Source organism: Lederbergia citri, from assembly GCF_018343625.1.
GTDB classification, from domain to species: domain Bacteria; phylum Bacillota; class Bacilli; order Bacillales; family Bacillaceae_C; genus Lederbergia; species Lederbergia citri.
In genome coordinates this window covers 914,658-936,846 of record NZ_JAGYPG010000001.1, presented here as the reverse complement: position 1 = coordinate 936,846, position 22,189 = coordinate 914,658, and the positions used below count along the sequence as shown (strand labels likewise).

General features: G+C 34.9%; 24 protein-coding genes. 22 read left to right on the top strand and 2 right to left on the bottom strand.

What is annotated here, in order from left to right:
- The first annotated feature begins 14 nt into the window (after nt 1-14).
- Nucleotides 15-1,562, top strand: a complete 1,548-nt coding sequence (locus KHA97_RS04725; RefSeq protein WP_407657987.1) for an FAD-dependent oxidoreductase — start codon at nt 15-17, stop codon at nt 1,560-1,562.
- Between the two features lie 576 nt (nt 1,563-2,138).
- The gene (locus KHA97_RS04720; protein WP_213123562.1) at nt 2,139-2,909 is read left to right on the top strand and encodes an SDR family NAD(P)-dependent oxidoreductase; all 771 of its coding nucleotides are present in this window, start codon (nt 2,139-2,141) and stop codon (nt 2,907-2,909) included.
- Between the two features lie 47 nt (nt 2,910-2,956).
- Here KHA97_RS04720 and msrA read toward each other — a convergent pair whose 3' ends face one another.
- A complete protein-coding gene (msrA, locus tag KHA97_RS04715; RefSeq protein ID WP_213123561.1) occupies nt 2,957-3,481 on the bottom strand; it encodes a peptide-methionine (S)-S-oxide reductase MsrA in 525 nt (174 codons plus the stop codon).
- Between the two features lie 163 nt (nt 3,482-3,644).
- Here msrA and KHA97_RS04710 point away from each other — a divergent pair, with 163 nt between their 5' ends.
- From KHA97_RS04710 to KHA97_RS04695, 6 genes are all read left to right on the top strand, one after another.
- Entirely contained in the window at nt 3,645-4,049 is a 405-nt protein-coding gene (locus KHA97_RS04710) for a hypothetical protein (RefSeq protein WP_213123560.1), read from the top strand.
- A 95-nt stretch (nt 4,050-4,144) separates the two neighbouring features.
- Nucleotides 4,145-4,408 (top strand): polysaccharide deacetylase family protein, encoded by a 264-nt coding sequence (locus KHA97_RS23860; RefSeq protein ID WP_233713296.1) that lies wholly within the window; start codon nt 4,145-4,147, stop codon nt 4,406-4,408.
- Complete coding sequence (locus KHA97_RS24385) at nt 4,405-4,506, top strand: hypothetical protein (protein WP_325167428.1); 102 nt, start codon at nt 4,405-4,407, stop codon at nt 4,504-4,506. The genes KHA97_RS23860 and KHA97_RS24385 overlap by 4 nt, the downstream gene beginning before the upstream one ends.
- Nucleotides 4,484-4,642, top strand: a complete 159-nt coding sequence (locus KHA97_RS23855) for a polysaccharide deacetylase family protein (protein ID WP_233713295.1) — start codon at nt 4,484-4,486, stop codon at nt 4,640-4,642. The genes KHA97_RS24385 and KHA97_RS23855 overlap by 23 nt, the downstream gene beginning before the upstream one ends.
- A 311-nt stretch (nt 4,643-4,953) precedes the next feature.
- A complete protein-coding gene (locus tag KHA97_RS04700) occupies nt 4,954-6,684 on the top strand; it encodes an ABC transporter ATP-binding protein (RefSeq protein WP_213123559.1) in 1,731 nt (576 codons plus the stop codon).
- Complete coding sequence (locus KHA97_RS04695; protein ID WP_213123558.1) at nt 6,674-8,443, top strand: ABC transporter ATP-binding protein; 1,770 nt, start codon at nt 6,674-6,676, stop codon at nt 8,441-8,443. The genes KHA97_RS04700 and KHA97_RS04695 overlap by 11 nt, the downstream gene beginning before the upstream one ends.
- Before the next feature lie 62 nt (nt 8,444-8,505).
- On the opposite strand, the gene KHA97_RS04690 is transcribed toward KHA97_RS04695, so the two are convergent.
- The gene (locus KHA97_RS04690) at nt 8,506-10,203 is read right to left on the bottom strand and encodes a transglutaminase domain-containing protein (RefSeq protein ID WP_213123557.1); all 1,698 of its coding nucleotides are present in this window, start codon (nt 10,201-10,203) and stop codon (nt 8,506-8,508) included.
- 152 nt (nt 10,204-10,355) lie between these two features.
- On the opposite strand from KHA97_RS04690, the gene KHA97_RS04685 reads away from it, so the two are divergent.
- From KHA97_RS04685 to KHA97_RS04625, 14 genes are all read left to right on the top strand, one after another.
- A complete protein-coding gene (locus KHA97_RS04685; protein WP_233713294.1) occupies nt 10,356-10,739 on the top strand; it encodes a glyoxalase superfamily protein in 384 nt (127 codons plus the stop codon).
- A 425-nt stretch (nt 10,740-11,164) separates the two neighbouring features.
- Nucleotides 11,165-12,070, top strand: a complete 906-nt coding sequence (gene metA, locus KHA97_RS04680) for a homoserine O-acetyltransferase MetA (protein WP_213123556.1) — start codon at nt 11,165-11,167, stop codon at nt 12,068-12,070.
- A 53-nt stretch (nt 12,071-12,123) separates the two neighbouring features.
- The gene (locus KHA97_RS04675; protein ID WP_213123555.1) at nt 12,124-13,155 is read left to right on the top strand and encodes a phosphotransferase enzyme family protein; all 1,032 of its coding nucleotides are present in this window, start codon (nt 12,124-12,126) and stop codon (nt 13,153-13,155) included.
- Entirely contained in the window at nt 13,130-13,957 is an 828-nt protein-coding gene (locus tag KHA97_RS04670; protein WP_213123554.1) for a GNAT family N-acetyltransferase, read from the top strand. Before KHA97_RS04675 ends, KHA97_RS04670 begins: the two co-directional genes overlap by 26 nt.
- 15 nt (nt 13,958-13,972) lie before the next feature.
- Complete coding sequence (locus KHA97_RS04665) at nt 13,973-14,617, top strand: exodeoxyribonuclease III (RefSeq protein WP_213123553.1); 645 nt, start codon at nt 13,973-13,975, stop codon at nt 14,615-14,617.
- Nucleotides 14,618-14,631: 14 nt separating this feature from the next.
- On the top strand, nt 14,632-16,065 hold the full coding sequence (locus KHA97_RS04660; RefSeq protein WP_213123552.1) for a recombinase family protein: 1,434 nt from the start codon (nt 14,632-14,634) through the stop codon (nt 16,063-16,065).
- Nucleotides 16,066-16,223: 158 nt separating this feature from the next.
- The gene (locus KHA97_RS04655) at nt 16,224-16,985 is read left to right on the top strand and encodes a hypothetical protein (RefSeq protein ID WP_213123551.1); all 762 of its coding nucleotides are present in this window, start codon (nt 16,224-16,226) and stop codon (nt 16,983-16,985) included.
- A gap of 12 nt (nt 16,986-16,997) precedes the next feature.
- Nucleotides 16,998-17,132: a hypothetical protein gene (locus tag KHA97_RS24250; RefSeq protein WP_267912407.1), complete on the top strand. Its 135-nt coding sequence runs from the start codon at nt 16,998-17,000 to the stop codon at nt 17,130-17,132.
- 73 nt (nt 17,133-17,205) lie between these two features.
- Nucleotides 17,206-17,397, top strand: a complete 192-nt coding sequence (locus KHA97_RS04650) for a hypothetical protein (protein WP_213123550.1) — start codon at nt 17,206-17,208, stop codon at nt 17,395-17,397.
- A 412-nt stretch (nt 17,398-17,809) separates the two neighbouring features.
- Entirely contained in the window at nt 17,810-18,415 is a 606-nt protein-coding gene (locus tag KHA97_RS04645) for a hypothetical protein (protein WP_213123549.1), read from the top strand.
- 275 nt (nt 18,416-18,690) lie between these two features.
- Nucleotides 18,691-19,344 carry an HNH endonuclease signature motif containing protein gene (locus tag KHA97_RS04640; RefSeq protein WP_213123548.1) on the top strand — a complete coding sequence of 218 codons (654 nt, stop codon included), beginning with the start codon at nt 18,691-18,693 and terminating at the stop codon, nt 19,342-19,344.
- The gene (locus KHA97_RS04635; protein WP_213123547.1) at nt 19,328-19,588 is read left to right on the top strand and encodes a hypothetical protein; all 261 of its coding nucleotides are present in this window, start codon (nt 19,328-19,330) and stop codon (nt 19,586-19,588) included. Before KHA97_RS04640 ends, KHA97_RS04635 begins: the two co-directional genes overlap by 17 nt.
- Before the next feature lie 752 nt (nt 19,589-20,340).
- Nucleotides 20,341-20,514 carry a hypothetical protein gene (locus KHA97_RS04630; protein WP_213123546.1) on the top strand — a complete coding sequence of 58 codons (174 nt, stop codon included), beginning with the start codon at nt 20,341-20,343 and terminating at the stop codon, nt 20,512-20,514.
- Entirely contained in the window at nt 20,515-22,092 is a 1,578-nt protein-coding gene (locus KHA97_RS04625; RefSeq protein WP_213123545.1) for a phage major capsid protein, read from the top strand.
- Nucleotides 22,093-22,189: the final 97 nt, after the last annotated feature.

Here is a 22,189-nt window from a genome sequence, read left to right as displayed (position 1 = left end):
GGAGGGACCGTTACATGACCATGCCAAATAATGGAGAGGAAAGGCTTTCATCTTATTGGATTGATTCAACAAAACTTCCGTCATTTCAGGCGCTTGAAAATGATATTAATGTTGATATTGCAATCGTTGGCGGTGGAATTACTGGAATCACAACTGCTTACTTACTAATTAAAGAAGGTTTTCATGTAGCTGTTATTGAAGCAAGCACCATATTAAATGGAACAACGGGGCATACTACGGCTAAAATTACGGCACAACATAGTTTGATCTATGATGAGTTTATTCAACATTTTGGAGAGGATAATGCTCGGCTTTATTATGAGGCAAACAAAGAAGCTGCTGAACAAATTGCCGAAATTATTAATTTGCATGGAATTGATTGTGATTTTAAAAAAGAAGATGCCTATGTATATACAAACTCCAATGATAAAGTACAAAGCCTTAAAAAGGAGTATGACGCTTACAAACGTTTAGGAATTGATTGTGAATATTTAGACAATATTTCACTGGATGGAAATATTAAAGGAGCTGTTGTAATGAAAAACCAAGCTCAATTCCATCCACTCCATTATTTGTCACATCTCGTTAATTATATAAAAGAAAGCGGGGCTGAAATTTACGAACAATCAGTGGCAACTCATCTGGATATAGGTGATAAGCCAATAATTCATTTAAGAAATGGAGCTAAAGTAACTGCAAACCACGTGATTTCAGCATCGCATTTTCCTTTTCATGATAATCGCGGTTATTTTGCACGCCTCCATCCTGAAAGGTCATACGTGGTTGCAGCAAAGCCAGAAAAAACGTTCCCAGGCGGAATGTACATTAATGCGGAAAAGCCGAAAAGATCCATCCGGTCAGTAACAATTGACGGAGAAGATTTATTATTATTTAGCGGAGATGGTCATAAAACGGGACAAGGCGAGCCCGAAAAAAAGCACTACGAAGCATTGGAGAAATTTGCAAAGGAAGAATTCGGAGCAAAAGAAATATTATATCGTTGGTCTGCTCAAGATCTCGTAACGGAGGATAGGATTCCGTTTATTGGTTGCAATAATGAAGGTGATAAACGTGTGCTCGTAGCTACAGGCTTTCGAAAATGGGGAATGACAACAAGCATGGTAGCAGCCCAGCTTATGAGGGATATATTAATTGGTAAGAAAAATAGATACGAAGAACTTTATTCGCCATCAAGATTCAAAGCAGATCCTGGAATCAAAACGATAGTAAAAGAAAATGTAAACGTAGCTGCAAACCTAATCAGTGGAAAATTAGACAGTCCCGATAAAGAACTAAAGGATATAAAAGAAGGCGAAGGAGCGGTTGTATCCATTAAAGGCGGCCGTGCTGGAGCTTATAAAACAAAAGATGGAGAATTATTCGTAGTGGATACAACGTGTACCCATATGGGATGTGAAATAAACTGGAATAGCGCTGATCAAACTTGGGATTGCCCATGTCACGGCTCAAGATTCTCAGTAGAAGGGGAAGTCATCGAAGGACCAGCAGAAAGACCGCTTAAAAGAATTGATCCAAATAGTATTGATTACACGACCTCCTAAGGTATACTCAGCTAGAAAGTGAATAAGCTTTTGAATTTTTTAAGTGCTACGCTGTTGGGCGTAGCACTTTTTTATTATGGTGAAAATCAAGAAATGGAAGCTCACGTAAAATAAGGGATATTTGTGTATTAGAACCCTTCACTACTGAAAAAATTGAGTTGAAGGTAACCAATCTGTATATGGGAGCCCTTCGTCGTGGAAATAATCAAGGTAAAGGTAAGCAATCTCCTTATTAGTGCCCTTCATCATGGAAACAATCGTGTTGAAGGTAACCAATCCGCATATTGGTGCCCTTGATCATAGAACCAATCGTGTTAAAGGTAACCAATTTGTATATTGGAGACCTTCGTCAACGAACCAATCCAGGTAAAGGTCACCTACCGTCAAACTAGACAATAGTCATTAAAAAACATTATTAATATAACCTAAATGACATTTTCACAATTAAAACATCTAGCTCCCACAGCACAAAAGAATAAAGCTTTTAAAAAATTAGAGGAAACTCCTAATTCAATGTCGTACTAATAAAATTAGTAAGGTAATTTTAAAAAGCTGCAAAAAGGAAGTGGGATGAAAATGAGTGAGCGTCTAAATGGAAAAGTGATTGTTATTACGGGTGCAACGAAAGGAATCGGGAAAGGGATAGCATATATTTGTGCAAAAGAAGGTGCAAAAATTGTTGTCAATGGGAGAAATAAGGATGCGGGATTAAAGGTCGCAGAAAATATTATACAAAAATATGGAACAGATGCAATTTTTATACAAAGCGATATATCTACCGAAACAGGATGTCGCGAATTAATTGAACAATCGATTGCGTATTTTGGCAGGATTGATGGTCTCGTAAACAATGCCGGAATTTTTCCAAGGGGGACTATTCTAGAAACGACAGAGCAGTTATTTGACAATATTTTTGATGTAAATATTAAAGGTCCATTTTTTTGTTCAAAATATGCGATTAAAGAAATGCTTAAGACTGGTGGAGGTTCGATCGTACAAATCGGGTCAACAAATGCCTATAGTGGAATGGAAAATTTAGTTGCCTATTCATGTTCCAAAGGAGCGATGCGTACGTTAAATAAAAGTATTGCTTCGCATTATGCTAAGCATAAAATAAGATCTAATTGGGTTACTGTCGGATGGGTTGCATCCGAAGGTGAGATTGAGTTGCATGAAAGTATGGGAACAAGTGAGGAAGAATTAAAAAAATGGGCAGAAAGTGTTATCCCTACTGGGGAAATGCAAACAGAAGAGGATATGGCTTATGGTGTTGTATATTTGTTATCTGATGAATCTAAGCAAGTAACAGGTACAGAGCTGCATATTAATGGAGGATTAAGTTTATAATGTGAAAAACGGTGAAGAAAACATGACATTTTCTTCGCCGTTTTTTATTACCAATGTTTTTTAATAAATTCATCTCTGCCTGATTTTTGTCGATCCTCTAAGTATTCAGCTTTATTTTTCTTATAATAATCTTGGTGATATTCTTCCGCTTTATAAAAAGTTTGTGCCGGCAATATTTCAGTTACGATCGGTTTTTGAAATTTGCCGCTAGAAGCAAGCTCTAATTTTGATAATTCAGCAGCCTCTTTTTGTTCGTCATCGTGATAAAATATAGCGCTGCGATAAGACGAACCGCGATCGTGGAACTGACCTCCCTCATCAGTCGGATCAATTTGTTGCCAAAAAATCTCCAATAATTTTTCATATGAAAAAATTGAAGGATCATATGTGATTTGAACGACCTCATAATGGCCGGATTCTCCCGTTTTTACATCTTCATATGTCGGATTTTCTAAATGGCCCCCCATATAACCTGAAATAACACTTTCGATTCCATCCCACTGGTCAAATGGTTTTACCATACACCAAAAGCATCCTCCCGCAAAGGTAGCAATATGTAAATTCTTTTCCATCATACAACGCCTCTTTCTAATACTCTGTATGCTTATATCATACCATGCAGCATGTAATTTGTGTTAGTCATGAAAATGTTGGTAGTCATAAAGGTTTATTAACTACAAACAATAATATTGTCCACTTTAAGGACAATGAAACGAAAAAAAAGGAGCCTTGTCCGTGAATAAAAATCCCATTTTTCCTTTAAATAAAAATACAGCAAAAAAGGCAAATAGAATGTGGGTGCCCATATTGACTACTGTTGGTTTAAGTGCTGCTATGTATGGTCTTCGTAAATACAAAAACGGAAAGCTCATGACTCCAATTCAAAACTTCATGAAAAAGTTCCAAAATACGGGGATCCAAAATGTACTTGCTGGCGCAACAAACCCACTTACCGAGTTTTCGCAAGAACTCACTAATATGAACGCATCCAACGGTTCTCAACAAAATGCAGCAACAAATACAGCTCAACAAAATAAAACGTCAGGGACTCAACAAAAAGCTCAAGGAAATACTATGGCCAATATGAGTAGTCAACAAAATACTTCAGATTGTGCAAACAATCAAAATAAAACGCAGTAGTGTAAGAGTAATTAGAAAATAGAGCTGTCTCAATTTGAACTTTTTTCATTTGAGACAGCTTTCTAATTCAGGGGTTTAGTTAATGGGTATCTAATATGATAACTAAAGGATTAATAATATTATGTTTTTTTATGCTCATTCCTCCTGCATTTGCAAGAGAACATGATAGATACTACTTTGAAAAAACCGGAGATGTTATTTGGGAAGTACTCACTAATAAGAAAGTGATAACTTTAACATCTTCAAAATATACTCCCCAAATATTAGATGTACACTTAGAAAATATGATGCAAAACAACTTTTTTGTCATTGGAGAGCTGATATCATTCATAGACAATAACGTGAAGGTCATGAAATAGCGAATCATACATTTAGCCACTATAAAAGAAATAATAACACGATAGACGAGATGAGAATGGAAATGAAAAAAACAGATGATAAACATTACTGGGGCTAGAACTACATTTTTCCGACTAATAGGCGGCAATTATAATGACCAGATTATCAATACAGCAGTAGGAGAAGGTTACCGGGTTATTATGTGGTCTTGGCGTCAAGATACCGAAGATTGGAAAGGAATTAGTGCAAGGTAAATTTTAAAAAAGGTTTTATCCAATTATAGGCCAGGTGACATTGTCCTATTTCATGATGCAGGAGGAGAACGATCACAAACAGTAAAGGCACTAAAGAAGATTATACCTAAACTAATTGATGATGGTTATGAATTAGTCACAGTATCTGAATTACTTCAAATTACTGGTATAGATGATATTGATCCTTAAGAATAAACTTTCAAATTCAAAATATTAAAACGATTTACATGACATTTATAATTTTGTCATTTATGATTATAATTAATTACGGGTTGCTAAATGTTTTTTGTTTTGGGTGGGGGTATATAACCATGGGAAAAGTTTTGCCATATTTAAAGCCATATCGACTTACTATGACAATTGCGTGGATGCTTATGCTAACAGAACTTATTGTAGAACTTTGGCATCCGATGTTTATGGCTAAAATTATTGATGATGGTATTCTAAAAAAAGATTTAGGAGTAGTAATGAAGTGGGGAGGAGTCATGGTAGGTATGTCCATGCTAAGTTTTTTAGCGGGCATTACAAATTCTTTTTTCTCCTCTTACGCAAGCCAAGGGTTTGGATTCGATCTTAGAGCAGCACTATTTAAAAAAATTCAATCGTTTTCATTTCATAATTTGGCGCGCTTTCAATCATCATCACTTATTACTCGATTAACAAATGATATTACTCAAGTTCAAAATACTGTCTTTATGAGTTTGAGAATTGCATTAAGGGCACCGCTATTAGTAATCGGCGGAGCAACGATGGCACTGTTTGTTAACGTAAAACTTGCTTTATTTCTTGTACTTCCAATCCCAATCTTGGTTATCTTATTAATATGGATGATGAATAAAAGCGGGAGACTTTTTCGATTTGTACAAGAGAAATTAGATAAAGTAAATAATGTAATGCAAGAAAATTTAACAGGGATGAGATTGATAAAGGCATTTATTCGTAAGAAATTTGAAGAAAAGCGATTTCAAAACGCGAATGAACAATTACGGGATCAAACCGTCAAAGCATTGCGGCTTGTTGAATTGATTGGGCCACTTCTTTTATTTGTTATGAACATTGGAATATTATTTATTCTTTGGGTTGGTGCGATTGAGGTTCAGCAAAACAAAGTAAATGTTGGGGAAGTAGTAGCCATCATAAATTATGGCTTCCGTATTACGATGGCGCTTTCAATGCTTTCTTGGATTATTATGGCTTTTTCTAGAGGAAAAGCATCTTCTGAACGTGTATCTGAAGTTCTTGCGACCTCGGTAGATTTTGAGAATACAACTAAAGGTTCAAAAGATTACATTGGCTTTGGAAAAGTAGAATTTAATCATGTTAGTTTCCAGTATCCGAGTACCGATACGTATGTATTATCCGATATTTCTTTTACGGCTAATGCTGGGGAAACGATTGCCATTATGGGGGCAACGGGATCTGGAAAATCAGCGTTATTTCAACTTGTTCCAAGATTATATGATGTAACAAGCGGCATGATCAAAATAGACGGCATCGATATCAAAAATATGGATCTTAATGCGTTGCGGAAGCAAATTGGTTTTGTCCCACAAGAATCCATCCTCTTTACTGGTTCTGTAAAAAACAATATTGGCTGGGGAAAAGAAGGGGCCACAATGGAAGATATTATCAAAAGTACAAAAGATGCTCAAATTCATGAAACCATTCAAAGGCTGCCAGATATGTATGATACTAGAATCGGCCAAAAAGGTGTAAATTTATCCGGAGGACAAAAACAAAGAATATCCATTGCCCGTGCACTTATTAGAAAGCCTAAACTTCTCTTTTTAGATGATAGTACGAGTGCTCTCGATTTAAAGACGGAGGCAAAATTGTTGTCCTCTTTACGCAAATACGATTGTACGACATTTATCATTACGCAAAAAATCAGTACCGCAAAAGAAGCTGACCAAATCTTATTGCTTGATGATGGTAAATTAATAGCTAGTGGAGATCATGAAAGCTTAATGAGTTCCTCTGCATTGTATCGGGATATTTATCATTCCCAATTTGCGAAGGAGGGGTTCGCGGATGTCCAATAATAAACAATCATCAAAGGTGAAAAATTGGAAGTCCACTTTAATAAGAATATGGAAGTATTTGGACTTTTATCGAAGCCAGTTATTTCTCGTGTTATTTATGGTTTTTCTCAGCTCTGGGTTAGGTTTATTAGGACCTTATTTAATCGGGAATACAGTAGATAACTATATTGCAAAACATAGTGGAAATATGCTTTTTGTTATTCTAATTGTCATTGGGGCAGTCTATTTTTGCTTTTCTTTATCAAGTTTTCTTCAAAACTATTGGATGATTGGAATTGGTCAGAGGACCGTTTTTACTATGAGAAGTCAGTTATTTAGTCAACTTCATAGTCTTCCAATAAAATTTTTTGATAAAAGACAGCATGGCGAGCTAATGAGTCGAGTGACAAATGACATAGATAATGTGAGTCAAACGTTGAATAGTTCAGTGATACAAATATTTTCAAGCGTTCTGACACTTGTGGGAACTGTTACGGTTATGCTCATTCTTAGCCCATTATTGACCCTAATTTCTATGATAATCATCCCACTTATGTTTTATGGAATGAAATGGATTACGAATCGTACTGGTCGATTGTTTAAGGAACAGCAAAAACATTTAGGGGATCTGAACGGGTTCATTCAAGAAACAATATCTGGACAAACAATTGTTAAAACCTTTTCTCAAGAGCAAAATATGATTGATGATTTTATGGAGAAAAATGAAAGATTAAGAAAAGCTGGTTATTGGGCACAAACTTATTCCGGATTTATTCCAAAGTTGATGAATATGTTAAATAACTTAAGTTTTGCCATCATTGCTGGAGCAGGAGGATGGCTTGCCGTAAAAGGCCATATCACGATTGGTACCATTATTGTGTTCACGGAATACTCTCGCCAGTTCACACGTCCGTTAAATGATTTAGCTAATCAATTTAACACGCTTTTATCAGCTGTGGCAGGTGCAGAAAGGGTATTTGAAATATTAGATGAAGAAGAAGAGAAAGATCTTACTGCGAGTAAGCCACTACAAGATGTCGTCGGTGAAGTTGAATTTAAAAATGTTTCATTCTCGTATGGAGAAGAAGATCAAACGATTAATAACGTAAGTTTCCATGCAAAACCTGGTGAAACGATAGCGTTGGTCGGACCTACCGGAGCAGGTAAAACGACTATTATTAATTTGCTTGCTCGTTTTTATGAACCGGATGAAGGTCAAATATTAATAGATGGCCATGATACTGCATACATTAAGCGAAAAAGCCTACGCAGTCAAATGGGATTCGTTCTTCAAGATTCTTACTTATTTCAAGGAACGATTCGTGAAAATATTCGTTATGGTAAATTGGATGCCAGTGATATTGAAGTAGAAACAGCTGCGAAAATGGCAAATGCACATTCATTTATAATGAAACTCCCAAACCAATACGATACCATTTTGAAGCAGGATGGAAGTGGAATAAGTCAAGGGCAGCGCCAGCTTTTATCGATAGCAAGAGCAATGCTGTCCGATCCTTCGCTTCTTATACTTGATGAAGCTACAAGCAATATTGACACAATTACCGAAATGAAAATTCAAGAAGCCTTATATCGTTTAATGAAAGGGCGGACGAGTGTAGTTATTGCCCATCGACTAAACACAATCCAAAACGCGGACCAAATTTTGGTCTTAGACAATGGACAACTGATTGAAAAAGGGAATCACGAATCATTATTGAAAAATAGAGGGTTTTACTATAGCTTGTTCAATAGTCAATTGAAGCAGGAAGTAGGATCCTGATATTAGAGAACAAAAGCCTGGCATTTTAATAGAAATGCCAGGCTTTTTTTATTTGCAAGACTTCAATATTCAACTTTTTCCCGGACATGCGTTTGACTAAATTCAGCTTCATTTGGATCAAAGTATTTATCGGTGTATTTTGCAACGAAACGGTCGCCTTCTAAGTATCCTGAACCCCAAGTCGGATCCATGATTAACCATTTTCCTTCTACTTTTGCTTCTATCCAAGCGTGATTTTCTTTACTTACACCAGTTCCTGCGTCACCAGCAATAAATCTTGCTTCTATGTCACTTGCCCTTAAAAGCGCGACAGCTAAGTAAACATAATCCTGGCAAACTCCTTTTTTAGTAGATAATGTTTTTAAAGCGTTATCGTCCCATTCAAATTCACTATTTTTATATTTTTCAACATCGTAGGAAACATTTTTGGCTACATATTCATAGATCGCTTTCGCTTTTTGTTTGTCATTGCCAGCATTCTTTGTTATTTGATGTGCAAGGGCAATGATTTCAGGCGCATCAGATTGAATGCCACGTGATGGCAATAAATCACGTTTATCTTCTTTCGCTATATTGTTCACTGACAACGCTGCAATCGAAGAAAAGCTAAAATATGATTTGTTACTCGGGTTTATCTCAGGCACATTAATCGTTATTTCATATTCGCCAGGACCAAATCGTAAATAAATAGATTCGTCAAAGCGATAATGATGAATTGGCACAACATCAAGTGCTTCATCCGTGTCTTTTTTTGTTTTTATATATAAATGTGTTAACTTATCTGCATCAGCAGCATTTGGATCAATCGATCCCTTAATGGGCAACATTAAATCGATATCATTACCTCCGAATTTCGGAGATTCAAGAACAATACCTTTTTCCTCATATCCACGGTGGTATTCAATGGGTTTCATATTTTTAGTCGATGTATTAACAACTTTGAACGTACTTCCATACTGATAGCGATTTTCTAAATTCTTGTCAGGAAGAAGAACGTGAACATCATGGACACCTTGTCCAAAGAATAGAGGAAGATCAAACGAAAAGCTGCCATTCGTGACTGGAATAATATGCTGCCATGAATTCTCTTCCTTTTCGATTTGAATCATGACTGAGTGTTCGGAAACTTTGCCAGACACATTTATTAATTCGCTTCCCTCGATAAGACCCGCAATTGGTTCGGCAATATGTAATCCTGCATCCAAGCCAAATGGGGTATATGTGACATCGCGAACAACATCTTCATCTGTATTAGTTACCTCAAATGCAGTTAACTCGGAATAATAATTTTCTTTTTCCGTACTTGGCAGTAGTATTTGAACAGAATAGGTTCCTTTCCCGTTAAAAAAGTGTATTAACTGCGAAAACTTACCATACTTTATAGGGGCATAATATTCAAAAGTTTCCTCCGCATCAAGATACTTCATTTTTATCCAGGCATAACTTCCTTTTAAACTTTCAAATTTCTCAATGCTCCCCGAAATAGTAAGCTCTTTTTTAATTTGTAACGAATCGTATAAGGGTTCTGAAAGAGCCGCACCTACCACATCAGCATACGTTGTAAGTTGAATTTTTTTATGGCTATTTTCTTTATTTTTTTTGTCTGCCAAACTAGTATACTTATTAACAGAATCTTGCTTATTACTAATTTGTTCATCTTTTTTTGGATCCTTAAGTATAACCGAAGTTTCTTTACTACACGCGGTATTAAAAATAATTAGCGAAAGAAAGATCGTAAAAAGCAGTTTCCAATTATTCAATAGAATTCCCCTTTCAGATGAACTTGCTTTATATATACCATATTCATTATGGCAGAGACAAATTATTACCATTATTTTCAATAAAACAGGACTATTTCATCGTAAAAAATATAGTTTTGGACTATGATGAAATCAACAAGGGAGGTTGTAAAATGAATTCAAATGAAATTACGATGTACGAGCCAATACCAATTTTAAGAATCTTCGATGAAAAAAAAGCATTGGAATTTTATGTGGATTTCTTAGAATTTAAAGTAGATTGGAAGCATAACTTTGAGGAAAATACACCTCTATATATGCAAATATCTTCGGGAAAATGCATTATTCATTTATCGGAACATTATGGTGATGCGGCACCTGGAAGCTCAATTCGTATTGCCGTTAACAATATAAAAACACTACACGAAAAGCTGCTATCGAAAAATTATAAGTACACAAGACCAGGACTTGAAGAGACACCATGGAATACGCTTGAGATTACAGTTGGGGATCCATTTTATAATCGGATTATATTTTATCAGAATAAATTTGAATAAAGTTTTCACTCAAGTCGCTATTGATGAAATTCTCAATCAACTTTATAATTGATTTTATTAGCTTTTTTGTTATTCCAGCTACAGCGCCTATCGCCTAGCAAACTTCCTGTCCTTCTCCGTACGATATGGAAGCCAGATTCGCCTTGCAGGTCCAGCTGCAGGCGCCATCCCCTCGAGGTCAAATAACCTGAGTCAATAAAGTCAAAGAGCGACTTTTTTGCCTCAGAACATTTGCTTGTCGGGGCTGATCGGGCGCCTTCCGCTTTTCATGGCTTATCGTGGTTCCTTTATCTCAGTCGAAGGCCGGAAGAAGAACGTCGACTAAAATCGCCACGTCCTGTGGCAACGTCGACGGACCCACATCCTGTGGGCCTGTACGTCGATGAACAAGGCGCTTGCGCATTATTAGCAAGGGGGAGTTAAGGTTGCCGATTAATATACCACCTAGAATGCCGGCAAGAGAAATATTGGAAAAAGAGAAAATCTTCGTAATGGATGAGGAGCGAGCAACAACTCAAGACATTCGCCCTTTGAATATTCTAATCTTAAATTTAATGCCTGAAAAACAGAAGACAGAGGTACAATTATTGCGCTTGCTTGGGAACACGCCTCTGCAAGTGAATGTTTCATTTCTTCATATGGAGACACATCAATCAAAAACAGTAAGCAAGTCCCATCTCGATCAGTTTTATACGACATTTTCTACTATTAAAACGAAATATTTTGATGGGATGATCATTACTGGGGCACCGATCGAACATTTGCCATTTGAAGATGTGACGTATTGGGAAGAATTGAAACAAATTATGGAGTGGACTAAAGAACATGTCACTTCCACGATGCACATTTGTTGGGGAGCACAGGCTGCTTTATTTTATCATTATGGCATTGATAAATATGAGTTATCTGAAAAATGTTCTGGAATTTATCAGCATAGTATCCCTGAGTCGACTGTAAAATTATTTAGGGGATTTGATGATGTATTTTTTGCTCCGCACTCACGAAATACAAGCGTTCAAAGTGAGCAAATTAGAACTCATCCAGAATTATCACTACTCTCCGAAGGCGAAGCAGGACCTTTTATCATTTTATCAAAAGATGAAAAGAATATTATGATAACAGGTCACTTGGAATATGATACTACTACTTTAGCGGAAGAGTATAAACGTGATATTAATAAAGGAATCGATATTCAACCGCCGGAAAATTATTTTCCAAATGATGACCATACAAAACCACCTATCAATACGTGGCGATCACATAGCCATTTATTATTTTCGAATTGGCTTAATTATTATGTATATCAAGAAACACCTTACGACTGGAACTAAAGAAACTTATGGACCACCTAGGCCCATAAGTTTTTTGTATAGGAGGAGGAAAGGTGAAAGTAGATAATAGTACGATACATAGATCCGATTTATTAGCTTTTATCAATCAATCATATAGTATTGGAGAAGGAGTAAAAATTGAATTTATTCCAAAAGGTGAAGAGGGATATTGTTATTCTCTTGAAACTAAAACTGGAGAACAGTATTTTGTAAAAGCAATTAAAACGGAAATGGATCTTTCTACAGCACTTTCGGCAATTCATTATTTACATTTTCATGAAAAGAAAACATATTTGCTGCCACCAATTCTATCAAAATCTGGTGATGTCGTTGTTCATTTTGGGCCATATCAAGTATCGATATTTCCTTATATTAAAGGGAAATCTATTTACGAAGACAAAATTACGTTGGCCGACACTGTCAAAATCGCTAAGATGATGGCTGATTTTCATCGTATTGATATTCATAAAATAGATGGCTTGTCACAAGAACAATTTGCTAATCCTTTTGAAAAAAACATACTAGCGATTTTACATACTATAGAAGAAAATGATAATGCTGCTCATACATATAGACAGCAAGCAAAGGAATTATTTGCAAAAGAACAAGAAGATCTTCGTGTAACTTTAAATCAGATGAAAATAATACAGAATCATTTACAAGCTTTACCATTAAAATATTCGATTACTCACGGAGATCCAAACACTGCCAACATTATTCGTGATGAAAAAGGGTTTTTGCACTTAATTGACTTTGGTTGGCTGGCATATGGTCCTGTAGAAAGAGATGTTTTTTCTTTTACAGATAACGATTTTTTTCAACCGTTCCTATTAGAATATGTAAAACATCATCATGATGTCGAATTTCATATAGAAGTTTTTAAGTTTTATTTATATCGATGGGCATTACAAGAAATCTCCGATTATGGGTCACAGCTTTTCTTTGGTTCGACAGGAGACGAGGAAAATGAACATGCATGGAATGAATTGCAGCCTTATTTGCCTATCCCACATAAGGATATTGCTAAAAGCCTAATTAATATAAGAAGGAGCTGTTTAAATGTTAAAATTGAGAAAATACGATGATTATGAGGAGTTCAAATCAGATGTTTTGCCGCATCTCTATAAACATGAAGTTGAGAATAATCTACCTATTGGCATTCTCGGTTCATTAACTGAGGAATCAACTATTTACTTGATGGCCACAATTACACGGGATGAGGAAATGTTGATTGTGTTGTTGCAAACACATCCGAAGCAAATTATTATATCAAGACCACCCGAAATGTCTGATGAAGAAGCTGTTGAGATTGCCAAGCTTATTCGTGATCAAGTTGAAAATATTCCAGGTTTGATAGGAGAAAGAGATTTTACGGATAAAGCTGTCAATATTATCGATAAATCAAATTTCTTTGTCCAAATGAATCAAAGAATATATGAATTAACGAAAGTGAAAAAAGAAGCAGATACAAATGGAAAACTCCGTCTCGTAACGATGGAGGATCTTTCAGTCGTAAAACAATGGGTATATTTGTTCTGTGAAGAAGCAGATGAGAAAATAAGTTTGGAAGAATCGGAAGAAAAAGCAATAGCCATTATTAAAAATGAAAGAATGTACGCTTGGGAAACAGACGGAAGGATTGTGACGATGGCGTGTATAAGTCGTCCAACTCGGACTAATATTTGTATAAGCTTAGTTTTTACTCCGTTAGAAAACAGGAAAAAAGGATTCGCTTCTAGCTGCGTTTCCGCACTTTCACAATTAATGTTAGATAAAGGCTATAAAACAACAAGCTTATATACCGATTTAGATAATCCAACATCGAATAAAATCTATATGGAAATTGGATACGAACCAATCATGGATTCAATTTTATACAGGAAATGAAGGGACAAACAGTAAATGAAACTTGTATCTTGGAATGTAAATGGGATAAGAGCTTGTGTAAAAAAAGGATTTTTAGATTATTTTCAAGAGGTAGATGCAGATATTTTTTGTCTTCAGGAAACGAAACTGCAGGCAGGACAAATCGAACTGGAACTAGAAGGCTATCACCAGTACTGGAATTATGCACAGAAAAAAGGGTATTCGGGTACAGCGGTTTTCTCCAAAATATTACCTTTAAATGTTTCATATGGGTTAGGAGAAGAGGAGGAAGAACCAGAAGGAAGAATCATTACATTAGAATACGAAGATTTCTTTTTAATAAATGTTTATACACCTAATGCACAAAGAGATTTAGCTAGGCTCGATTATCGTCTATCATGGGAAGATAGAATGCTCCTTTATTTAAGAGAGCTGGACAAGATTAAACCTATAATCCTTTGCGGTGATTTGAATGTCGCCCATAAAGAGATTGACTTACGAAATCCAAAATCTAATGTCGGTAATTCAGGTTTTACCTTTGAGGAGAGAGGAAAGTTTACAACCTTACTTGAAAGTGGTTTTATTGATTCTTATCGTCATTTTTATCCAAACCAAGAAGGTGCTTACACGTGGTGGTCGTATATGAGTAAGGGGCCGGTTAATTCGATAGTAGCTTCATAAGGAGGAAGAACAGCATGAAAGCTATAATCTACAACAGGAAGTCGAGAGGAACAGAAGAAGAACTGCAAAAGAATAAAAATGAAATGATTGCTTACTGCAAGAAAAACAACTTCGATTATGACTATCTTGAAGAGATTGGAAGTTCAGTTGATGAAGAAAGAGAAGGCTATCAAAAACTGCTCAATCTAATAAATACTGGAAAGTATCAAATTATTGTAGTCATGGAACTTTCAAGACTAACTCGTAGTTTGAAGCAACAGCTAGAGCTATTTGATATTTTAACAGAAAATGGAGTCATTATCCATGCTGTCTTAGACAATGACATAATTGACCCTTCAAATCAAATGAACGAGATGATGAGTATCTTCAAAGGAACGTTCAATCAGATGGCATATCGTGAAACTTCAAAAAAAATGCATCTTGGGCGTATTCAATCAGCTAGAGAGGGAAAATTTGTTAATGCACCGCCATTTGGCTATTCAAAAGGACCTGATATGAAACTTGAAATTGTTGAAGAAGAAGCTGCTATTGTTCGTAGAATGTTTAAGCTAATTTTAAAAGGTCATTCGATAACTCAAATATATCGAATTCTGTACAACGAAGGAATACGAACTCGTGATGGACATGTCTTTCATGATAAAACAATCTCAAAAATGCTTAGAAATCGAGCATATCTAGGAGAAGTAATTTTTGAAAGTAAGAAGTTCGATGAAACAGTAGTAGTTAAAAATGCCCATCCAGCAATTATTTCTTATGAAGAATTCTTCAAAGTTCAAGAAGAAACTGAAAAAAGGAAAGGATTCCAAGAACGAATTTCAAAAGTTCTGTCTCCAGTTGATAAATTGATCTATTGCAAATTATGTGGAAGAAAGATGCTTATAAGTCGTGGCAATAGTAAGAATAGAAGCAAGTACATCAACATCAATAAATGCAGACATTTTATTGGAGATGAAAGATGCCCAAATGGTGGTAGTAGCATTCATTTAATTATGCCAACTATCTACGAACAAGTTGAGAAACGAACTCATATTATTCGACAAAAACTGGAAGAGCTTAATCAAGGGAAATCAGATGGAAGTATTGAACTTCTACAGAAAGAAAAGAAGATAGTAGAAAAAAATATATTGGACAAGCAAAAACAAAAAGACAAACTTCTTGATGTTCTACTAAACGGAACAATCAATGAAGTAGTTTTTAGTAAAAGAGACAAGCAGTTTGAATCAGAAATTGAAGCTCTAAGGCAGCGTGTTTCAGATATTGAAACAATAATTCTTCAACGGACGATAGAAAGTGATACAGAAAGAATTGAACAACTTCTTGATGATTTGTCTCAACTTCAAGAAAAACCAATTGAAGAACAAAACAGAATTCTACGTAATGTTATTGAACGTATCGATTATTACAGAAATAAAGATCATATAGAAATTGACATTACCTTCATGGACTAAAGAAGTGTACGGAATATTCTGAATATGGTATAATAAATAATAAAGAGCCAGCTTATTGGATTCGGCCCCAAAACTGACTCAATACAGAAAGAAGAAGAAAATTCTGTTATATTCATTTTAGCAGGCTTCTTCTTCTATGTCAAAAGGAGAAGAGAGAAATGGAAGCATTATTAACAGCAAAACCAGAAGAACTTATAAAGTACAGCAAAGGAAAGTATAATAAGCAAAAGTTTATCGAAAAATTATCAGAGCTTTGGATACCGAAAGGTAAGCAACAACAAATGATGTGGCTTGCAGCAGACTTGGCTGAAAAAGCAGAAGGAGTATTTTCAGTTTCTAACAAATCATTCAGAGAAATGTTCGAGAGAAGGTTCAAAGAACCCGTTGCAAGAATTACTGTTCAAAGATTCTTTCAGAGGCTTGAGAGTTTAGGACTTATAACTGTAAATGCAGCAAAGCGAAAGAACGGAGAACAAGCAGCAAATATTTTCATCGTAGAGCCAATTGAGACAGAAGAAATTGAAAATGATACACCGTCTGAATCACCGTATGATACATCGTTTGTTACTCCGACTGATACACAAAACAAAGTATTTAACAAAGTATTTAACAAAGAATTTAACAAAGATTCAAAGAATAATTTTGTTAACAAGAATCATGAAACAATTGACAAATTAATCTTAGAATACATGAGCAAAGGACTTAGCAAAAAGGTCTGTTTTTTAGTATTGCAAGAAATCGAACAAAATCCTGATGTTAAGAACTTTGGAGCATACTTCAGAACAGCTCTTGAGAATGCATTGTACAGGCATAATGTGAAGCATGGTAAGATAAAACCAATCGAACAGTTTCTAAAGAAAGCTCGAAATGATCTTCCGTTCTATGATTGGCTGTCTGAAGAAAATGAACTACCATACTAAGGAGGATGAATAATGAAAGCAAATGAAGTATTCGAAATTATTAAGAACCTTGAAGCTGAAGAAAAATGGAATCTGCTGAACATGCTTTATGACGAATACTATACTACTCGACCAGGTAACAAATCAGAAATTGATGAAGATTACTAAAAACTTTTGATTTTTGGTTTACATTCTTTATTAAGAACCTATAATACCTTCAAACAAATTGGGGGTAGAAGAAATGAACTTGATAAACTTACTTTCAACTAAAGAAGAATTCTTGTATGTTGCAGAAATTTTCGGGGATGTTGACTTTTATACTTATGCTGAAGAAGTTCAACGAGAGATCAATGAAGTATTAGAAAGAATGGCAAATCCTTTGAGCAGCAAGATTGAAATAAATGGAATCGTATTTGAGTTAGATCGGGCATAATTTGCTCGGTCTTTTTTCTTGAGGGAAATACACGAAAATGGTCAATTTTGAACTTTTCAAAGTGTTGCGGTTATAACCATTCCGAAGGTCAAAAAGCTTATTTTCATTTATTTTAAGTCCAGATGATGAGTAACTCAACAGACTGGATTTTGTCAAAAATAATGAAGAATACATGACCAAATTTTAAAAACAGTCAATTCCACAAAGTCCTCTGATTAGCTCTAAGACCTTTCAATTTCCTTCGAATGGTCATTATTATTCATGAGTCCGGAATAGCTCTGTATGGCCTTCTAGTGACCTCAAAATATATTATAAATTCCATATTTTATTATAAAAGAATTTACTCTGTTTGATTTACGTTTTTGAAAAGACAGAAATAATGATAATAAATAAATCAGATGGAGGGTGTAGAATGGAACAGAAACCATCATATATCGATGATTACAAATTCTATTATGGAAAATCTTTACTCAGGAATTATGACAGTAAGGTTGTCTTAGGAATGATAAAATTAATGAATGGAAATCGTCGTTCTTCATTTACAATTAAGCAACTTGCTGAAACAAGTGGAGTAACTAGAAAAGTTGCAAGATCAACAGTTTACAAGATGATTGATGAATGTATGGAAAATCATCTAGTAGTTGATTTTATTCCAGCTGATTTTTCTGCTAATGAAAGATTCGTTGTTCAGTTTCCGTATGACCTGGTTAATTTCTCATTCTTGTATGAACTTGAAATTGATGAACTTCTTGAACTTGAAACAAACGAAATACGAGTATTCTTGGTTCTATTCGGATTCATAAAAAACTCGAATATTTACAAACAGAAAAACTTGAAACGACTTCGAATTGGACGTTCAAATATTGCCCATTACAGTGGTGTGAAAAACCTGAACTCTTTGACGAATGCCATCAATTCACTTGAAGAAAAGAACTGGATTAAAATAACTGACAAAGGAAATAACTTGAAAGAAAGAACAACAGAATATGAAATTCTAAAAGACTATGAAATTCGATGAAAAGGAGCTAAATTTTAGTTCCTTTTTTCATCTGTACAAAATGGCTCCATACGCTCCATTTTGATATTTCAAAAAGGGTCCAAACGCTCCAAACTGATACACTAAATAATTAAATAATAAATAATTAAATATATTTATTACGTAAAAAAAACTCCGTTTCACTACGTTTTTTTACGTAAGCAAATAAAATTTCTCCAAACTATTTTGTAAATTTGATTTACGTTTTTCAAAAGACAGAAATAATAGAATTATACAAATCAAATGGAGGAATCAAAATGGAGAAATGGAAACTACTAGAGAAAGATGACATTTTATTTAATGTCAGCAATAAAGGAAATCTTCAGGTTCTTGGAGACAAAGTGGTAGGAGCAAGAAATAATATCATAAAGACCAGGAACAAACTTATTAAAACTCTTGATGATATAAAAGATTTCTCTTTTAATGGTGGACATGAAGATAATCGTTATCTTTTTACTCATGGATACTATACTCATCTGCTTGTTGCTGAGGCTTGGATTGGACCAATTCCAGAAGGAATGACTGTTAATCATAAAGACTTGAACAAGTTTAATAATGAAGTAGAAAACTTAGAAATCATCAGCAAATCAGATAACTTAAAGCATGCTTGGGAAAATGGAGCTTTTGATCACTTGATGCTTTCTCAAAAAGAAATTGATCGAAGATACATCAAAAAAGAAATTCACAAATTAAATAGACAGTGGGTTGTTCTTGACCCAAGCTTTAAAATTCTAAGCACTCATGATTCTCAAGAAACTGCTGCTAAATCAATCGGAGTAAGTAGACAATCTGCAAATAATTCCTTCCGCAGAGGAAAGCCAATTCTGAGGCATTACTACATTTGTAAGCTTCGAGAAGTATCAGAACTTAAAAAGAAAATCGGAGGGCGTAATCATGGCACGACTAACTAACGAAGAAAAACTTGAAATTGAAAAGAAGCAAATGAAACGAGTTCAACAAATTAGACAGCTTGAAAAAGAACTTATTTCATACTGCAATAAAAATCGAAGGTGCTTTATCGATGTATCTAATCTCATCATTTATTCTGAAAGAACTATGAATTGGTTAGATTATAAATCAGAAGATATTCTTCCATTTGAAGATTACTCATATTTCAGAAATAAAATGGAAGAAGTCGAGCAGGCGGTGATCTAAAATTCGACATGCATTCGGAGAAGAATATCGAGTCAAAAAGAGCAAACGAGGTCTATCAAATATCAAGAAGATTACAAGAGGTTCTTGCTGCGTACTTCCTCAAAAAGAGAAAGCGAAAAAAATTCATTATACGGAAGTAAAATTTGAATCTCGTGAAGATAGTGAAGAAGTTAAAAGAATAAAAGAAAAATGGAAGAAAATGAAAGAAAATCGTACTAAAGTGTCTAGTAACTACTAGCTTTCATATAATTATATTAGAGGGATAAAAAGTTGTCCAAATGAACAACTTTTACGTACAAATTCTTCTACATCTATATATTTATATTAACAGGGGTGTTTCCAATGCTTTCACCCCTGCTATTTCATTTTATTCTCCTCCTTAGAATAATAATGTCTCGTAGAGATTAGTTTTTTCAAGGACTCTAATCTCAAAACTTCGAAGTCAGCTCGAAGTTCCATATCTTTTGAGAACTGATTAGATTTGTTTCCTAGCTTTATCCACTACGATTCAACTTCTAATCAGTTCTTATCCCAAATTTAAAAATTTTTGGTTAAGCTGTCTGGTTCGCAGCTTAACTTTTCTTATACGGTAGATGGGATGAAAGGTGGAACTGATTATGTCCAGGTCAGTTCCTCCGATTCTTACAAATTTTAGCAGCTTCAGCTGCTCTTCATAAAATGAATTTCCTTTCTGGTTTGGCGTCCTTAATTGGACGTCTTTTTTATTTTTGCTGTTTTTAGGAGCTGAAAAAATGTCTGAAGCAAAATGGATAAAAAATGATCGAACTTATAAGTTGGAAGATTCAAATGGAAATGTTCTTCTAACAATCGAAGATCGAACATGCAGTGGAAATTACGTTACTAAAGAAATGCTCGAACAATATTCAGTTGAGTATTTCAAAGATTTAGAAAAGGAGAATGACTAAATGAAAAAGATGGAACTCAGAACTTCAAATGCAAAGTTTGAAACGAATGAAGATGGTTCGTTGGTAGTCTCGGGCTATGTAAATAAGACTGAACAATTATCAGAAATTCTTGGAGCAACAAAACGCTTCAAAGAAAAGATTGCTAAAGGAGCTTTCTCTCGAGCAATTAGAACTCAGAAGGAGATTGACTTCTTAGCAGAACATGACAGTAAAAGAATTCTTTCTTCAACACGAAATGGTTCTTTGAAGCTTACTGAAGATTCAGAAGGACTATATATGGAAGCTACAATTACTCCAACTTCATGGGGGAAAGATGCTTACGAACTTATAAAAGCTGGTTTATATAAGAACATGTCATTTGGCTTCAGAACAATCAAAGATTCTTGGAAGAAAATTTCATCTGATTTATATGAACGAACTATCGAAGACCTTGAATTATTTGAAGTCTCAGTAGTAAAGAATCCTGCCTATTCTCAAAGTACGATTGCAGCTCGTTCAATTGAAATTATTGATCAACCAGAGATTCATGTTGAAGAAGAAAAAGAGGAAAGAAACATCCATAAAGAAATTCTTCAGCAAATAAAAACTGTTGATGTGGCAGAACGGATGCTAAAACTTGATTCCGAAAATTCTGCTTATAGAAATTTAGTTGATAAAGAGAAGAAGAAGCTTGAAGAACTTCGAGCTGAAAAAGAAAAAATGGAGGAAGATACTATGAATGAAGAAACGCGTGTCTTACAAAAAGCAGAAGATGGAATTCCATCAACTGGAATTGGTGAAATTGCTAAGGGACTTGAACATGAATCGAATGTTTATGCTCTTGCTAGAAAAATTCCATTTGAAGGCGATTCTATGAAAATTCCACAAGAAACAGCATTCGGAGATGCTGAATTTGTTGGTGAAGGTAAGAACGTTAGGGATGTTGATATTCCTACTGCTTCATTTGTAGAAATGAAGAAAAAGAGACTTGGCGTATCAATGAATATGTCTAAAAAGCTAATGTATGATTCAGGGGTAAACCTTAAAGAGTATTGTAAAGAGGTAATGACTCGTCGAACAGCTAAAGCTCTTGAAAAATCAATTCTTGCAGGACAATATGAAGAAGAATTCAAAGGAATTGCTTTTGATGAAAATGTTAGCGCTTCCAATATCTCGCTAGCTTTAAAAGTTGAACAGCTTCGTAAACTTACAATGAATGTAAATGCATCAGTTTTAAAGAATTCTGCTTTCTACATGAGCAAAGCCTTCTTTGATAAAGTAGCAGAACTCAAAGATGACGCAGGTCAGTACGTTGTAAGGAATGTTGTCATTGATGGAAAAATTGTTCCTACTTTGTTTGGCTTTCCAATTGAAGTTACAGATGCTCTAGAAGATGGTTCTGCAATCGGACAAGTTCCAGTTATCTTTGGTAGCATTGCAGATTCTTACACAATCGGAATCAAGAAGCCATTTGAAATAAATACAGTACAAAATGATACTACTCATGTTCTTCGAGGTTCAGTTTTATTTGCTGGAGACATGTTTGCAGATGGAGCAGTAACGAACTACGATGCGATTTGCAAAGGAATAATTGCTTAACTATACCGCCCTATGTGAGATTCTTCACAAGCTTTTTAAGAGGTCAGAATTTTTTTCTGGCTTCTTTTTTATTTCAAAATAACAAATGAAAAGGATG

Excerpts from the sequence above, each read along its gene's own strand:
- KHA97_RS04725 (WP_407657987.1), top strand. The coding sequence starts at position 15 with ATGACCATGCCAAATAATGGAGAGGAAAGGCTTTCATCTTATTGGATT.
- KHA97_RS04720 (WP_213123562.1), top strand. The coding sequence starts at position 2,139 with ATGAGTGAGCGTCTAAATGGAAAAGTGATTGTTATTACGGGTGCAACG.
- msrA (WP_213123561.1), bottom strand. The coding sequence starts at position 3,481 with ATGGAAAAGAATTTACATATTGCTACCTTTGCGGGAGGATGCTTTTGG.
- KHA97_RS23860 (WP_233713296.1), top strand. The coding sequence starts at position 4,145 with ATGATAACTAAAGGATTAATAATATTATGTTTTTTTATGCTCATTCCT.
- KHA97_RS23855 (WP_233713295.1), top strand. The coding sequence starts at position 4,484 with ATGATAAACATTACTGGGGCTAGAACTACATTTTTCCGACTAATAGGC.
- KHA97_RS04700 (WP_213123559.1), top strand. The coding sequence starts at position 4,954 with ATGGGAAAAGTTTTGCCATATTTAAAGCCATATCGACTTACTATGACA.
- KHA97_RS04695 (WP_213123558.1), top strand. The coding sequence starts at position 6,674 with ATGTCCAATAATAAACAATCATCAAAGGTGAAAAATTGGAAGTCCACT.
- KHA97_RS04685 (WP_233713294.1), top strand. The coding sequence starts at position 10,356 with ATGAATTCAAATGAAATTACGATGTACGAGCCAATACCAATTTTAAGA.
- KHA97_RS04670 (WP_213123554.1), top strand. The coding sequence starts at position 13,130 with ATGTTAAAATTGAGAAAATACGATGATTATGAGGAGTTCAAATCAGAT.
- KHA97_RS04665 (WP_213123553.1), top strand. The coding sequence starts at position 13,973 with ATGAAACTTGTATCTTGGAATGTAAATGGGATAAGAGCTTGTGTAAAA.
- KHA97_RS04660 (WP_213123552.1), top strand. The coding sequence starts at position 14,632 with ATGAAAGCTATAATCTACAACAGGAAGTCGAGAGGAACAGAAGAAGAA.
- KHA97_RS04655 (WP_213123551.1), top strand. The coding sequence starts at position 16,224 with ATGGAAGCATTATTAACAGCAAAACCAGAAGAACTTATAAAGTACAGC.
- KHA97_RS24250 (WP_267912407.1), top strand. The coding sequence starts at position 16,998 with ATGAAAGCAAATGAAGTATTCGAAATTATTAAGAACCTTGAAGCTGAA.
- KHA97_RS04650 (WP_213123550.1), top strand. The coding sequence starts at position 17,206 with ATGAACTTGATAAACTTACTTTCAACTAAAGAAGAATTCTTGTATGTT.
- KHA97_RS04645 (WP_213123549.1), top strand. The coding sequence starts at position 17,810 with ATGGAACAGAAACCATCATATATCGATGATTACAAATTCTATTATGGA.
- KHA97_RS04640 (WP_213123548.1), top strand. The coding sequence starts at position 18,691 with ATGGAGAAATGGAAACTACTAGAGAAAGATGACATTTTATTTAATGTC.
- KHA97_RS04635 (WP_213123547.1), top strand. The coding sequence starts at position 19,328 with ATGGCACGACTAACTAACGAAGAAAAACTTGAAATTGAAAAGAAGCAA.
- KHA97_RS04630 (WP_213123546.1), top strand. The coding sequence starts at position 20,341 with ATGTCTGAAGCAAAATGGATAAAAAATGATCGAACTTATAAGTTGGAA.
- KHA97_RS04625 (WP_213123545.1), top strand. The coding sequence starts at position 20,515 with ATGAAAAAGATGGAACTCAGAACTTCAAATGCAAAGTTTGAAACGAAT.